Source organism: Streptomyces sp. NPDC057617, from assembly GCF_042800555.1.
Taxonomy (GTDB): Bacteria; Actinomycetota; Actinomycetes; order Streptomycetales; family Streptomycetaceae; genus Streptomyces.
On the sequence record NZ_JBHVGV010000002.1, the window covers coordinates 678,849 to 692,751 of the forward strand.

Genomic DNA, 13,903 nt, shown 5'->3' on the forward strand with positions numbered 1-13,903 from the left:
CCATGGACAGGCCCCATGGACAGACGGCCCCCGCTGTGGTTCCAGGGGAATGCCCGGGGCGGGATCGCTGTTGTGGGGAATAGCCGAACACTGGTGCACACCGGAGTATGGAGAGGGAGTCCGTCGTATGGGTTCGACCATCTGCCCGCGCCGCTCAGACGCCGCTGACCTGGAGTGGACGGTGCTGTCCGCGGCCAAGACCGCTCCCGCCCGGGCGGTGGGCGGACCGGACCGGCAGGCCTCGTCGCAGCAAGGTCGACTATTCTCCGATTCGAGTGGGTCCGCATTCGGTCCCACCACAGCGTTGGAGGAGGTGGGTCCGGTCACAGGGACCGACGCAGGGGCCGACGACGGCAACATCATCGAAGAGACCGCTGCCGAGCGCAACGCCCGCTTCGAGCGGGACGCGCTGGGCTTTCTCGACCAGATGTACTCGGCCGCGCTGCGCATGACGCGGAACCCGGCCGACGCCGAGGACCTCGTGCAGGAGACCTACGCCAAGGCGTATGCCTCCTTCCACCAGTTCCGTGAGGGGACCAACCTCAAGGCGTGGATGTACCGCATCCTCACCAACACCTTCATCAACTCGTACCGCAAGAAGCAGCGCGAGCCCCAGCGCAGTGCCGCGGAGGAGATCGAGGACTGGCAGCTCGCGCGCGCCGAGTCGCACATGTCGACCGGGCTGCGCTCCGCCGAGTCCCAGGCGCTGGACCACCTTCCCGACTCCGATGTGAAGGCCGCGCTCCAGGCGATCCCCGAGGAGTTCCGCATCGCCGTCTATCTCGCCGATGTCGAGGGCTTTGCCTACAAGGAGATCGCGGACATCATGGGGACACCCATCGGTACGGTGATGTCACGACTGCACCGTGGCCGCCGCCAGTTGCGCGGCATGCTGGAGGATTACGCCCGTGACCGCGGGCTCGTACCGGCGGGTGCGGGAGAGTCGTCGGACGATCGGAAAGGTTCGGACTCATGAGCTGCGGAGAGCCGCATGAGACGGATTGCGCCGAGGTTCTCGACCACCTCTACGAGTTCCTCGACCATGAAATGCCGGACAGCGACTGCGCCAAGTTCGAGGTGCACTTCGAGGAGTGCTCCCCGTGCCTGCAGAAGTACGGCCTTGAGCAGGCCGTGAAGAAGCTGGTCAAGAGGTGCTGCGGGCAGGACGACGTGCCGAGCGATCTGCGGGCCAAAGTCATGGGGCGGATCGATCTGATCAGGTCGGGACAGGCCGTACCGGACCATGACGTGCCGTCGCGGACGGGCGCGGACCTGCCGGGCGCCGCCGCGGAGTGACGAAGAAGTGCGCGAATGCGTGCACGAGCTGGAACATGCCCATAGAACGTGCGAGCGTGCCCAAGCCTCCCCGATAGCGGCTCCTGTCACCCAAAGGTGCTAATCGGTGGTATCGGGCCGCTCCTCGCCGTCCCGCTCGCTAGCCTGACCGTCTGTTTCGGGCCGGTACGGGAAGGGGCGGGGACGCGTGAGGGCCATACCGGGTGCGGCGCGCGCGTACATTCTGGTGGCCGTGCTGTGCGCCGGTGCGTGTGTACGGCCCGCGCTGAGCTCCGGCACTCCCTGGGCGGCGGTCGCGCTGCTCGCGCTGCTGTACGCCTTCTGCGAGACCCCCGCGCGCTGGCGGTTCCTGGGCTTCATGGGGGGCTCGGTCCATGGCGCCTCGCAGGTCGCGGCCGGGTCGTTCTTCCCCGTCCTCCTCGCCGCGGCCTTTCTGCTGCCTCCGTCGGCCGCCGCGCTGGTCGCGGTGCCGGGGGCGCTGTGCGGGCGGGTCGAGCGGCGCCCCAGGAGCGCCCGGCGGATCTGGCGCGCCGCGCAGCTCACCATCGCCACCTGGGCGGCGGCCCGGGCCCAGGCGCTGTTCGGCGGCCCGGTGGCGCTCGGCGGCGGCGGGTACGGGCTGACGCGGCCCGACTTCCCGTACGTCCTGCTGCCCGCGGCGGCCGCGACCCTCGCCTTCTGTCTGGCGCTGGCCATGCTGGACGGCGGCATCCTCGTCACCGCGGAACGCCTTCCCGCGCGTACGGCATGGCGCGGCCTGCTGCTGCGCTCCCTCGCCCCGTACGCCGCCCATGGTCTCGCCGGGCTGATGATGGCGGTCCTGTGGCGCAGTCCGTACGGGCCGATCTCCGCGCTCTTCGTCCTGCTGCCCATGTACATCTCGTGCTGGGTCTTCGCCCAGTACCACCGCGAGCGCGCTGCCCATCAGGCCACCATCAGGGCACTCGTCCAGGCGGTCGACATCAAGGACACCTATACGCGCGGGCACAGCGAGCGGGTGGGGCACGCGTCCGTGCTGATCGCCCATGAGCTGGGCATGGAGCCGAGGCGGATCGAGGTCCTCCGGTTCGCCGGGATCCTGCACGACGTGGGCAAGCTCGGCGTACCGACCCGGGTGCTGCGCAAGGACGGCCCGCTGACACCGGAGGAGCGCCGGGTGATCGAGCTGCACCCCGAGTACGGGCACGAGATGGTGCGCGGCATCGGCTTCCTGGGGGAGGCGCGGGCGGCGATCCTCCACCACCACGAGCGCCTCGACGGCACGGGCTACCCCTGCGGTCTCGAAGGCCGGCGGATCCCCGAGTTCGCGCGGGTGGTGGCCGTGGCCGACGCCTTCGACGCGATGACCTCGACGCGCTCGTACCGCAGGGGCCGTCCGGTGCCGGCCGCGCTGGCGGAGCTGGAACGGTGCGCGGGCACACAGTTCGACCCGGAGATGGTCCGGGCGCTGTCGAAGGCGCTGGACCGCCACGGCTGGTGCACGGAGGTGACGGCGGACGAGGAGTGCTGCCAGACGCCTCCGGCCCCGCACCCGGCGGAGGCCCCACCGAGCGAGGCCCGGGCTGCTTCGGGCCTGTCGACCCAGGCCGGACACCAGACCGCTTCGGGCCCGCCGGCCCGGGCCGCTTCGGACTCGCCGGGCCGGGCCGGGCACCAGACCGCTTCCGGTTCGTCGGCCCGGACCGCTTTGGACTTGCCGGGCCGAGCCGGGCAACAGGTCGCTTCGGGCCCGCAGGCCCAGGCCGGTTCGGGCCTGTCACCCCAGGCCGCGCACCAGGCCGCTTCCGGCCCGCCGGGCCGGGCCGAGGCCCAGGCTCTGGCCGGTCAGGCACAGGTCCCCAGCCAGGCCGCTCGTTCGGGCGAGGTCCCGGCGCAGGCCGCCGGCTCTTCCGACCCCGCCCAGGCCTCGCGCCGAAACGTCCCTCCCCGTGGGGCCCCGGCCCCCGGCCGGTCCGCCCGTGGAGGGCGGAGATGACCGCGGCCGCCGTCCGGGCGATGCCGGGGCCGGGGGCCGGGGCGGAAAAGCGGCCTGGGCACATCGGCTCCACGGCCGTGCTCGTCGGCGTGTACGGCACCGCCGCGGCCGTCACCGTCGCCGGGCTCGGACGGACCCTGTGGCAGGGCCTCAACGAGCCCCGCGCCGCCCTCGCCTTCGGCGCCCTCATCGCCATCGGCGAACTCGCCCGCTGGGGCGCCCCGCCCGGCGAGCGCGAGCCCGCGCCGCTCGGTGCCGCCGGGGCACTCGCGTACGCCCTGCTCGGCGAGAACGCCGGCCACCCGGCCACCCACGGAGTCCTCCAGACCGTCGCCGTCGTCGCCGCGGCCGGGCTCGCCGGCGCCGTACCGCATGTCGTCAGGGGCCGCGGTCCCGGCCTCGGCCACATGGCCAGGCGGATCCTCACCGTCGGCTTCGCCGCGGTCTGCTTCCAGCCCCTCTACAGCGCGGCCGACCTGCGCGAACGTTTCGGAACCGGCCCCGGCTACGCCGTACTGCTCCTCCTCCTGCTCGTCCTCACCGCCCTCTGCGACGCCGTACTGGCCGCCCTGATGGTGCGCGCCCGCACCCGCCATCCCTTCGGCCCCCTCCTCCGCGACGAACTGCGCGCGCTGCTCCACATCGGCTCCGCCGTCTGCGCCACCGGCGCGGTCATCGCCCTCGGTGTCGCGGTCGCGGGCCTCTGGGCGCTGCCCGTGTTCTGTGTGCCGCTGCTGCTGACCCAGCTCTCCTTCCGGCGTTACGCCGCCGTACGGACCACCTACCGCCAGACCATCGCCTCCCTCGCCCGGGCCACCGAGATCGCTGGATACACCCCCCACGGGCACGCCCGCAGGGTCGCCGAGCTGAGCCGCGCCGTCGGCCGTGAGCTGGGGCTCTCGGGACCCGAACTGACCGTCCTGGAGTACGCGGCCCTCATGCACGACATCGGACAGCTCTCCCTCGTCGACCCCGTGCCCGAGGGCGCCACCGCCCTGCTGCCGGTGGCCGAGCAGCGGCGCATCGCCCTGCTCGGCGGTGCGGTGGTCCGCCAGACCGGAGTGCCCGCCGCCGTCGCCGTCGTGGTGGAGCGGCAGGCCGATCCGTACCGGGAACAGCCGCTGCCCGCCCGGATTGTCCGCGCCGTCAATGCGTACGACGACCTGACCGGGGAATGTGGCAATGCGAGTGGCCCGCTCGGCGCGCTGGAGCGGCTCCGGCTCGGGACGGCGTACGACTACCAGCCCGAGGTGGTGGAATCCCTGGCGCGCGTGCTGTCCCGGGGAGGTCCGGCCGCAGGTGGGGCCGGGTAACCCATGGGTAATGAGCGGGCGTCCGACCGGGCATGGTTGGATGCGAAGAAGAGGGTGTCGAGGAAAAGGTGTCCGGGGGCACTGACCCGAGCGACCGGCAGGCGGGAATCGTGAGGATCTTCGGGAAGGTACGGCATCGGCCCTCCGCCTCGTGGCGGCAGGCCACCGACCGCGCGTTCACGCTGATCGGTGACGGCCGGTACGAGGACGCGGGCGCGCTGCTCACGCGCGCGGCGGATCTGGAGCCCTGGCTCTCGGAGTCCTGGTTCAATCTGGCCCTGCTGCACAAGTTCCGGCACGACTGGGAGCAGGCCCGCGCCGCCGGTCTGCGCGCCGTCGCCCTGCTGGACAAGGAGACCGGCGCCCCGGACTGGTGGAATGTCGGCATCGCCGCCACCGCGCTCCAGGACTGGCCGCTGGCCCGCCGCGCCTGGCAGGCGTACGGCCTGAAGGTGCCCGGCAATCCGCACAGCGTCGAGGCCAATGGCGAGCCGGAGGGCATGGAGCTGGGCAGCGCGGCCGTCCGCCTCTCGCCCGAGGGCGAGGCCGAGGTGGTCTGGGGCCGCAGGCTCGACCCGGCCAGGATCGAGGTGCTGTCGATCCCGCTGCCCTCGTCGGGGCGCCGCTGGGGCGAGGTCGTCCTGCACGACGGCGTGCCGAACGGCGAGCGTACGACCGCCGCGGGCCCGGACGGCGCCACCCGCGCCTACCCCGTCTTCGACGAGATCGAGCTGTGGGCGCCCTCGCCCGTACCCACCTGGGTCGTGCTGCTGGAGGCGGCGACCGAGGACGACAGGGACGCGCTGGAGCGGCTGGCCGCCGACGCCGGGTTCGCCGCGGAGGACTGGTCGTCCTCGGTACGGCTGCTCTGCCGGGCCTGTTCGGAGAGCCGGATGCCGAGCGCCGAGGGCGACGGCGAGCACCTCGATCCGCACGACCACAGCGAGCCGGGCCACCCGGGGCCGCTGGGGCACCGTACGGCGGGGGAGCTGTGGGCGCCGGAGCGCGAGTGCGGGATCGCCGCGCCGCCGGGGCTGGTGCGGGGCCTGCTCGACGGCTGGGTCGCGGACAGCCCGGACACCCGTGAGTGGCGCGATCTGGAAGAGGTCTGCTGAGCTCCGGCCGCCGACGGTGCGGTCGCCGGCCGCCTGTCGCGAGGCTGGTTGTCCACAGGCACGGATGTTCGTGAACGGACGATGTCCGGATATCCACAGGACGCCGCTGTCTCCGTATCCCTGCCCTTAGGCTGTACGGGCACATCGCACACAGCACGCGGACCGTTCGGGCAGCAGTCGTACGGACAGTAGTCGTGCGGGCAGTATCGGCGTGCAGGCAGCATCGGGTACCGAGGAAGGCGTACTGCGGACATGGCGCAGCAGGAGACGGACCAGCGGGTCGACAGCGGGACCTCCGTGGCGGAGACGGAGGACGGGTTCGTCGTGGACACGGAGGACACGGAGGCGCGCGAGCTGGCGCACCGCGAGCGCGGCACGGTCCGCCCGATCACCGTCGTCGGGAATCCGGTGCTCCACCGGGAGTGCAAGGACGTCACGGAGTTCGACGACAAGCTCGCCGCGCTGATCGACGACATGTTCGCCAGCCAGCGCGCCGCCGAGGGCGTGGGTCTGGCCGCCAACCAGATCGGGGTGGACCTCAAGGTCTTCGTCTACGACTGCCCGGACGACGACGGGGTGCGGCATGTCGGCGCGGTCTGCAACCCGGTGCTGGAGGAGCTGCCGCCCGAGGCCCGGCATCTCGACGACGCCAATGAGGGCTGCCTGTCCGTCCCGACGGCGTACGCGTCGCTGGCGCGCCCCGACGTCGCGGTGGTCCATGGCCAGGACGCCGAGGGCAAGCCGATCAAGGTGCGCGGCACCGGCTATTTCGCCCGCTGCCTCCAGCACGAGACGGACCACCTCTACGGCCGGCTGTACATCGACCGTCTGTCCAAGCGCGACCGCAAGGACGCGCTGCGGCAGATGGAGGAGAACACCCCGCGCTACGAGACCGTCCCGAACGACTGACCGTTCGCGCGGCCGACCGCTCGCGGAAACCTCACACGAAGATCGTCAGGAGGTCGTCAACCGGGCCAGGCGGGAGCCCGGTTGACGCGCGTCGACCCGTGCGCCACTCTCTGCGTACACCGCCCTCCAGCCTCACGAGGAGACGCAATGCTCCGACGCACCGCAAGACTCCTGGTCAGTCTTGTCATGACCATGTCCTTCGCCTGGGCCGGCACACTCGTCACCGCGGGTACGGCCCAGGCCGACGGCTGTTACACCTGGTCACGCACCCTCTCCCAGGGAGCCACCGGCGCCGATGTCACCCAGCTCCAGATCCGGGTCGCCGGCTACCCGGGCAGCGGCGCCGTACTCGCCATCGACGGCGAGTTCGGACCGGCGACCGCCGCGGCCGTCAAGCGCTTCCAGTCTGCGTACGGTCTGGCGTCCGACGGGGTCGCGGGCCCGGCCACCTTCACCAAGCTCTACTCCCTCCAGGACGACGACTGCACGCCGATCCACTTCAGCTACGCCGAGCTGAACACCTGCAACACCACCTGGGCGGGCGGCGCGGTGGACGCGGCCACCGCCAAGTCCAACGCCCTGCGCACGATGTGGAAGCTGGAGGCGATGCGCCACGCGCTCGGCGACCAGCCCCTCCGTGTCACCAGCGGATTCCGCTCGCAGGCCTGCAACAACGCGGTCGGCGGGGCGTCCAGCAGCCGCCATCTCTACGGTGACGCCGCCGACCTGGGCTCCGGACCGCACTCCCTGTGCACCCTGGCCCAGACGGCCCGTAACCACGGCTTCAACGGGATCCTCGGCCCGGGCTACCCGGACCACAACGACCACGCGCATGTTGACCACCGGCCGAGCCGCTTCTGGTCGGCGCCGAGCTGCGGCATCTGATCCCGGCCCGCCCGGCCGTATCAGCAGCACCAGCACCAGCGGTACGGGGCCTCACGCGGCGTGCGAGGGGCCCCGGAACGTACGCCGGTACGCGTTCGGGGTCGTCCCGAGCGTCCGCAGGAAGTGATGCCGCAGCCCGGCGGCGTTCCCGAACCCGGCGCGCCCCGCGACGCTGTCCACCGTCTCGTCCGTCGCCTCCAGCAACTCCTGTGCCAGCAGCACACGTTGGCGCAGCAGCCAGCGGTACGGAGTCGTCCCCGTCTCCTGCTGGAAGCGGCGGGCGAAGGTCCGCGGTGACATATGGGCCCGCGCGGCCAGCTGCTCGACGGTCATCTCCCGGTCGAGATGGCGCTCCATCCAGCCGAGGACCCCGCCGACCGTGTCGCACCGGTTCCTCGGCAGCGGCCGCTCGATGAACTGCGCCTGCCCGCCGTCCCGGTGCGGCGGCACGACCATCCGGCGCGCGATCGCGTTGGCGACCTCCGGCCCGTACTCCTCCCGTACGAGATGGAGGCAGGCGTCGATCCCGGCGGCGGTGCCGGCCGAGGTGACGACCGGGCCCTCGTCCACGTACAGCACATCCGGTTCGACGACCGCCCGCGGATAGGCGCGGGCCAGGTCCGCCGCATGCCTCCAGTGAACGGCGCACCGGCGGCCGTCCAGCAGCCCGGCGGCGCCGAGCACGAAAACCCCGGAACAGACGCTCAGCACCCGCGCGCCCCGGTCAACAGCGCGGCGCAGCGCGGCCAGCAGCTCAGGCGGGTAGTCGCGGTTCACATACGAGTCACCGGCCGGTACGGCGATGAGGTCGGCCTCCTCCAGCCGGTCGAGGCCGTGCATGTCGCCGAGCGTGAACCCGGCGTGGGACCGCAGCACGGGCCCCTCCGCGGAGACCACGGCGAAATCGGGGACGGGCAGGCCCTCGTCGCTCCGGTCGAGGCCGAAGACCTCGCAGAGAACGCCGAGTTCGAAGGGGTGCACACCGTCGAGCAGCACGACCGCGATGTTGTCCAGCATGGAATCCAGTGTGCCTCACGCATGGCAGTAATTCGATGGTTGATGACAGTCCTGCCACTGCTTGCGCCCGGGCGGAGCGACAACAGTGGGGGCATGGACATCTTCCTCACGGTTCTCGCCCTTATCGCCTTCTTTGTGCTGCTCGGTCTGCCGACGCTGGTCTGGCACCTCAGGGACCGGGCGATCGACGGCCAGCTCCGCCGGGCCGAGCGCGGGGAACGCCCGGAAAGTGCCGCGCGCGGGGCCGACGCACGGCGTGTGACCGGCGGACCGGCGTCCGTGGATCCCGCAGGGGTACATGTCGCACCTGCTACCCTTCGTCGCAAATCGATCACTTTGCGTCACTGAAGTCACCAAAGGGAGCGCGCGTGAAGGTCGCCTGCGTCGGTGGCGGGCCCGCCGGCCTGTACCTCTCGATCCTGATGAAGCGGCAGGACCCGTCCCACGAGATCACCGTCTACGAACGGAACCCGGCCGGGTCGACATACGGCTGGGGCGTGACCTACTGGGGCGGCCTCATCGACAAGCTCCACCGCCACGACCCCGAGTCCGCCCGCGCCATCCGGCAGAACTCGGTGCGCTGGAGCGACGGCGTCGCGCATGTCCGGGACTGCACGACCAGGCACCACGGCGACGAGGGGTTCGGCATCGGACGACGCCGACTGCTCGAACTCCTCGCCGAGCGGGCCGCATCCCTGGGCGTACGCGTCGAGTTCGAGCACCCCGTCGACGCCGCGGCCGGACCGCCCGAAGCCGACCTCGTCGTCGCCTGCGACGGGGTCGGCAGCGCGCTGCGCGAGCGCCACGCGGACCACTTCGGGACCGAGGCGGTGGCCGGGCGGAACATGTACATCTGGCTCGGCACCACCAAGGTCTTTGACTCCTTCACCTTCGGCTTCGTGGAGACCGCGCACGGCTGGATCTGGTGCTACGGCTACGGGTTCAGCGAGGAGCACAGCACCTGCATCGTCGAGTGCTCCCCGGCGACCTGGCAGGGCCTCGGCCTCCACCGGATGAACGAGGCCGACGGCCTGGCCCTGCTGGAGCGGCTCTTCGCCGGGCCGCTCGGCGGACACCGGCTGATCGGGCGGTCCCACGCCGATGGCAGCGCCCAGTGGCTGAACTTCCGTACGCTCACCAACCGGACCTGGCACCGCGGCAACCTCGTCCTGCTCGGCGACGCCGCGCACACCACGCACTACTCCATCGGCGCGGGCACCACACTCGCCCTGGAGGACGCCATCGCCCTGGCCACCGCCCTCGGTGACACCCTCGGCGACACCCGCGATCTCGCCCCGGCCCTGGCCCGCTACGAACGCGAGCGCAGATCGGCCCTCCTCCCCGTCCAGAGCGCGGCCCGCTACAGCGCGCAGTGGTACGAGAACCTCCCCCGCTACATCAACCTCGCCCCGGCCCACATGTTCGCCCTCCTGGGCCAGCGCCACTCCCCCCTGCTTCCGCACATCCCGCCCCAGCTCTACTACCGCATCGACAGAGCGGCGGGCCAGCTCGAACCCCTCCGCAAACTCAAACGCTGGCTGGGCCCCAGACTCGCCACCACCCTCCACCCCCGCTCCCCGTCAACCCGCAGCTAGCGGGTCAGAAGTCGTCGTCGAAGCCGACCGTGCCCTCCACCGCCGACTGATAGGCCGACGGGCGGCGTTCGAAGAAGTTGGTCAGCTCTTGGACGCCTTGCAACTCCATGAAGGAGAAGGGGTTCTCCGTGCCGTACAGCGGGGGGAAGCCCAGGCGCTGGAGGCGGTGGTCGGCCGTGCACTGGAGGTAGGCGCGCATGGAGTCGGTGTTCATGCCGGGGAGGCCCTCGCCGCAGAGGTCCTCGGCGAAGTGGAGTTCCGCCTCGACCGCCTCCTGGAGCATGGCCGTGACCTCGCGCTGAAGGGTGTCGTCGAACAGGTCCGGCTCCTCCTTGCGGACCGTGTCGACGACCTCGAAGGCGAAGTTCATATGCATCGTCTCGTCACGGAACACCCAGTTGGTGCCCGTGGCCGGGCCGTGCAGCAGGCCACGGGAGCGGAACCAGTAGACGTAGGCGAAGGCTCCGTAGAAGAACAGGCCCTCGATACAGGCCGCGAAGCAGATCAGATTGAGCAGGAAGCGGCGGCGGTCCGCGCGGGACTCCAGGCGGTCGAGCGTCTCGACCGAGTCGATCCAGCGGAAGCAGAACTCCGCCTTCTCACGGATCGACGGGATGTTCTCCACCGCCGCGAACGCCGCCGCGCGGTCGTCCGGATCGGGGAGATACGTGTCGAGGAGCGTCAGATAGAACTGGACGTGCACGGCCTCCTCGAAGAGCTGGCGGGAGAGATAGAGCCGCGCCTCGGGCGAGTTGATGTGCCGGTAGAGCGTCAGCACCAGATTGTTCGCCACGATCGAGTCGCCCGTCGCGAAGAACGCGACCAGCCGGCCGATCAGATGCCGCTCACCGGGGGAGAGTTTGGCGAGGTCGGCCACATCGGAGTGCAGATCGACCTCCTCGACCGTCCAGGTGTTCTTGATCGCGTCGCGGTAGCGCTCGTAGAAGTCCGGATAGCGCATGGGGCGCAGGGTCAGTTCGAAACCCGGGTCCAGCAGGTTCTTCGTCGTCATGTCCGTTGTCTCTGTTGTCTCCGTGGTCATTTACTGGCACGCCTCGCAGGACTCGGGGTTCTCCAGGGAGCAGGCCACGGCGTCCTCCGGCGTCGCCTGCGCGGGTACGGCCGCTCGGGCCGCCCCCGCCGCCCCCGCCGCGCCCGCCGCTCTCGCGATCCTGGTCGCCGGGCGCGAGCGCAGGTAGTACGTCGTCTTCAGCCCCTGCTTCCAGGCGTACGCGTACATCGAGCTGAGCTTCCCGATCGTCGGCGTCTCCAGGAACAGGTTCAGCGACTGGCTCTGGTCCAGATACGGCGTACGCGCCGCCGCCATGTCGATCAGCGCGCGCTGCGGGATCTCCCACGCCGTGCGGTACAGCGCGCGGATCTCCGCCGGGACCCCGGCGAGGCCCGCCACCGAGCCGTTCGACTCGCGCAGCGCCTCGCGCGAGTGCGCGTCCCAGGCGCCCAGCCTCTTCAGATCCGCCACCAGATACGAGTTGACCTGGAGGAACTCACCCGAGAGCGTCTCGCGCTTGAAGAGATTGGAGACCTGCGGCTCGATGCACTCGTACACCCCCGCGATCGACGCGATGGTGGCGGTCGGCGCGATCGCCAGGAGCAGCGCGTTGCGCATCCCGGTCGAGGCGATACGGGCGCGGAGCGCCGCCCAGCGCTCCGGCCAGGCCGGCTCCACGCCGTAGTGGTCGGGGTGCAGTACGCCGCGGGCGGCGCGGGTCCGGGACCAGGCGGGCAGCGGTCCTGAGCGCTCGGCGAGGTCGCAGGACGCCTCGTACGCGGCGAGCATGATCCGCTCGGCGATCCGTGTGGAGAGCGCGGCGGCCTCGGGGGAGTCGAAGGGGAGCCGCTTCTTGAAGAAGACGTCCTGGAGACCCATGACGCCCAGACCCACCGGCCGCCACTTCGCATTGGAGTTCCCGGCCTGCTCGGTCGGGTAGAAGTTGATGTCCACGACCCGGTCGAGGAAGGTCACGGCCGTACGGACGGTCTCGTCGAGCCGCTCCCAGTCGAACCCGTCGCCGGACGCACCCGGCGCGTCCCGCTCGCCCGGATCCAGCACGAACGCCCCCAGGTTCACCGAACCCAGGTTGCACACCGCAGTCTCGCCGTCGTCCGTCACCTCCAGGATCTCCGTACAGAGATTGGACGAGTGGACGACCGCGCCGGACTCGCCGGTCTGGTTGGCCGTACGGTTCGCCGCGTCCTTGAAGGTCATCCAGCCGTTGCCGGTCTGGGCGAGGGTGCGCATCATCCTGCCGTACAGCTCGCGCGCCGGGACGGTCCTGCGGGCCAGGCCCGCCGCCTCCGCGTCGCGGTAGGCCCCGTCGAACTCCTCGCCCCACAGATCGACCAGCTCCGGCACATCGGAGGGCGAGAACAGCGACCACATGCCGTCCGCCTCCACCCGGCGCATGAACTCGTCCGGGATCCAGTGCGCCAGATTGAGGTTGTGCGTACGCCTGGCGTCCTCGCCGGTGTTGTCGCGCAGCTCCAGGAACTCCTCCAGATCCGCGTGCCAGGTCTCCAGATACACACAGGCCGCGCCCTTGCGCCGGCCGCCCTGGTTGACCGCGGCGACCGAGGAGTCGAGGGTGCGGAGGAAAGGGACGATGCCGTTGGAGTGCCCGTTGGTGCCGCGGATCAGTGAACCGCGCGAGCGGACACGGGAGTACGGGATGCCGATGCCGCCCGCGTGCTTGGAGAGCCTGGCCACCTGGTGGTACCGCTCGTAGATCGAGTCCAGCTCGTCCAGCGGGGAGTCCAGCAGATAGCAGGACGACATCTGGGGGTGGCGCGTACCGGAGTTGAAGAGGGTCGGCGAGGACGGCAGATACTCCAGCCGGCTCATCAGCCCGTACAGCGCGGCGACTTCGTCCAGCGCCCGTGCCGACTCGTCCTCCGCGAGCCCGGCGGCCACCCGCAGCATGAAGTGCTGCGGGGTCTCGATCACCCGGCGGGTCAGCGGGTGCCTGAGCAGATAGCGGTCGTGGAGCGTACGCAGCCCGAAGTAGCCGAAGCGGTCGTCCGCCGCCGGATCGGCCAGCCGGTCGAGCCGGGCGGCGTGCAGCGCGACAAAACCGGCCGTACGGTCCGCGATCAGGCCCTCGCGGTGCCCGACCGCGACCGACGCCGAGAACGACACCGCGCCCTGGCCCGCCGCCTCCTCCACGATGGCGCGGGCGAGCAGCCGGGCGGCGAGCCGGGAGTACGACGGGTCCTCGGCGATCAGACCCGCGGCCGCCTCGATGGCGAGCCCGCGCAGCTCGGCCTCGTCCGACCGGGCGTTACGGCCCCGGAGTGCGGCGGCGGCCACTCTGCCGGGGTCGGCGTCGGGCAGATCGGCGGTCAGTTCGGCCAGGACCCGCAGCAGCGCGGCGCCCGGTCCGTCGGCCGCTTCACCGATTTGCCCGTCGGTCGGCCCGTCTGCGGGTCCATCAGGCCCGGTGGTTCCCGGAGCGGCTGCCGCCGGATCCGCTGGCGCGATGGTCACGTGGTGCTCTCCCTCGCTCGGCTCCGGGCCGGCGCGAGGGGATACGGGGGCGCGCACCGCCGTACCCCCGGGACCCGGGCAGCACGCGGCGCGGCGTCCACCGGCCCAACCGCGAGGCCCGGACGTCTCGGCGCCCGGATCGGCCGACCCGGACGCACCGTCGGCAGGCGCTCGGACTCGCGGGCACGGCAAAGCGCACCACAGCACACCGTTGCGGGACAGTTCCGGATTCGCACCGGATTCCCCTGCGTCGACAGCGAGGTCGAGCATACATCTGGTGGCTGGAAGCCGCA

11 protein-coding genes, 1 pseudogene and 1 riboswitch are annotated in these 13,903 nt (G+C 71.3%); of the genes and pseudogenes, 9 read left to right on the top strand and 3 right to left on the bottom strand.

What is annotated here, in order from left to right; all coding sequences use genetic code 11:
* The first annotated feature begins 313 nt into the window (after window positions 1-313).
* The 7 genes and pseudogenes from ACFU9P_RS08605 (at window position 314) to ACFU9P_RS08635 (ending at window position 7,493) form a co-directional block, all read left to right on the top strand.
* Entirely contained in the window at window positions 314-976 is a 663-nt protein-coding gene (locus ACFU9P_RS08605) for a sigma-70 family RNA polymerase sigma factor (protein ID WP_046500410.1), read from the top strand.
* Window positions 973-1,296, top strand: coding sequence for a mycothiol system anti-sigma-R factor (rsrA, locus tag ACFU9P_RS08610; protein ID WP_376381757.1), 324 nt, complete (start codon window positions 973-975; stop codon window positions 1,294-1,296). Before ACFU9P_RS08605 ends, rsrA begins: the two co-directional genes overlap by 4 nt.
* 187 nt (window positions 1,297-1,483) lie before the next feature.
* A pseudogene (locus tag ACFU9P_RS08615) lies at window positions 1,484-2,839 on the top strand (HD-GYP domain-containing protein); the annotation flags it as partial.
* Between the two features lie 452 nt (window positions 2,840-3,291).
* Entirely contained in the window at window positions 3,292-4,584 is a 1,293-nt protein-coding gene (locus ACFU9P_RS08620) for an HD-GYP domain-containing protein (protein WP_384078386.1), read from the top strand.
* Window positions 4,585-4,694: 110 nt separating this feature from the next.
* Window positions 4,695-5,699, top strand: coding sequence for a tetratricopeptide repeat domain-containing protein (locus tag ACFU9P_RS08625; RefSeq protein WP_046499352.1), 1,005 nt, complete (start codon window positions 4,695-4,697; stop codon window positions 5,697-5,699).
* A gap of 252 nt (window positions 5,700-5,951) precedes the next feature.
* The gene (def, locus tag ACFU9P_RS08630; protein ID WP_376381759.1) at window positions 5,952-6,608 is read left to right on the top strand and encodes a peptide deformylase; all 657 of its coding nucleotides are present in this window, start codon (window positions 5,952-5,954) and stop codon (window positions 6,606-6,608) included.
* A gap of 147 nt (window positions 6,609-6,755) precedes the next feature.
* Window positions 6,756-7,493 carry a D-Ala-D-Ala carboxypeptidase family metallohydrolase gene (locus tag ACFU9P_RS08635; RefSeq protein WP_384078313.1) on the top strand — a complete coding sequence of 246 codons (738 nt, stop codon included), beginning with the start codon at window positions 6,756-6,758 and terminating at the stop codon, window positions 7,491-7,493.
* A gap of 51 nt (window positions 7,494-7,544) precedes the next feature.
* Here the strand turns inward: ACFU9P_RS08635 and ACFU9P_RS08640 are convergent, their stop codons facing one another.
* Complete coding sequence (locus tag ACFU9P_RS08640; protein ID WP_376381763.1) at window positions 7,545-8,510, bottom strand: GlxA family transcriptional regulator; 966 nt, start codon at window positions 8,508-8,510, stop codon at window positions 7,545-7,547.
* Window positions 8,511-8,603: 93 nt separating this feature from the next.
* On the opposite strand from ACFU9P_RS08640, the gene ACFU9P_RS08645 reads away from it, so the two are divergent.
* Together ACFU9P_RS08645 and ACFU9P_RS08650 are read left to right on the top strand one after the other, a co-directional pair.
* Window positions 8,604-8,858: a hypothetical protein gene (locus ACFU9P_RS08645; protein WP_384078314.1), complete on the top strand. Its 255-nt coding sequence runs from the start codon at window positions 8,604-8,606 to the stop codon at window positions 8,856-8,858.
* A 20-nt stretch (window positions 8,859-8,878) separates the two neighbouring features.
* Window positions 8,879-10,105, top strand: coding sequence for an FAD-dependent monooxygenase (locus tag ACFU9P_RS08650; protein ID WP_384078315.1), 1,227 nt, complete (start codon window positions 8,879-8,881; stop codon window positions 10,103-10,105).
* A gap of 4 nt (window positions 10,106-10,109) precedes the next feature.
* On the opposite strand, the gene ACFU9P_RS08655 is transcribed toward ACFU9P_RS08650, so the two are convergent.
* Window positions 10,110-11,147, bottom strand: a complete 1,038-nt coding sequence (locus ACFU9P_RS08655; RefSeq protein ID WP_384078316.1) for a ribonucleotide-diphosphate reductase subunit beta — start codon at window positions 11,145-11,147, stop codon at window positions 10,110-10,112.
* Entirely contained in the window at window positions 11,148-13,610 is a 2,463-nt protein-coding gene (locus ACFU9P_RS08660; RefSeq protein WP_384078317.1) for a ribonucleoside-diphosphate reductase subunit alpha, read from the bottom strand.
* 144 nt (window positions 13,611-13,754) lie between these two features.
* Window positions 13,755-13,897: riboswitch (cobalamin riboswitch) on the bottom strand.
* Window positions 13,898-13,903 lie beyond the last annotated feature (6 nt).

What these genes read in the sequence shown, in the direction of transcription:
- rsrA (WP_376381757.1), top strand. Translation starts at nt 973, where the DNA reads ATGAGCTGCGGAGAGCCGCATGAGACGGATTGCGCCGAGGTTCTCGAC.
- ACFU9P_RS08620 (WP_384078386.1), top strand. Translation starts at nt 3,292, where the DNA reads ATGCCGGGGCCGGGGGCCGGGGCGGAAAAGCGGCCTGGGCACATCGGC.
- def (WP_376381759.1), top strand. Translation starts at nt 5,952, where the DNA reads ATGGCGCAGCAGGAGACGGACCAGCGGGTCGACAGCGGGACCTCCGTG.
- ACFU9P_RS08635 (WP_384078313.1), top strand. Translation starts at nt 6,756, where the DNA reads ATGCTCCGACGCACCGCAAGACTCCTGGTCAGTCTTGTCATGACCATG.
- ACFU9P_RS08640 (WP_376381763.1), bottom strand. Translation starts at nt 8,510, where the DNA reads ATGCTGGACAACATCGCGGTCGTGCTGCTCGACGGTGTGCACCCCTTC.
- ACFU9P_RS08645 (WP_384078314.1), top strand. Translation starts at nt 8,604, where the DNA reads ATGGACATCTTCCTCACGGTTCTCGCCCTTATCGCCTTCTTTGTGCTG.
- ACFU9P_RS08655 (WP_384078316.1), bottom strand. Translation starts at nt 11,147, where the DNA reads ATGACCACGGAGACAACAGAGACAACGGACATGACGACGAAGAACCTG.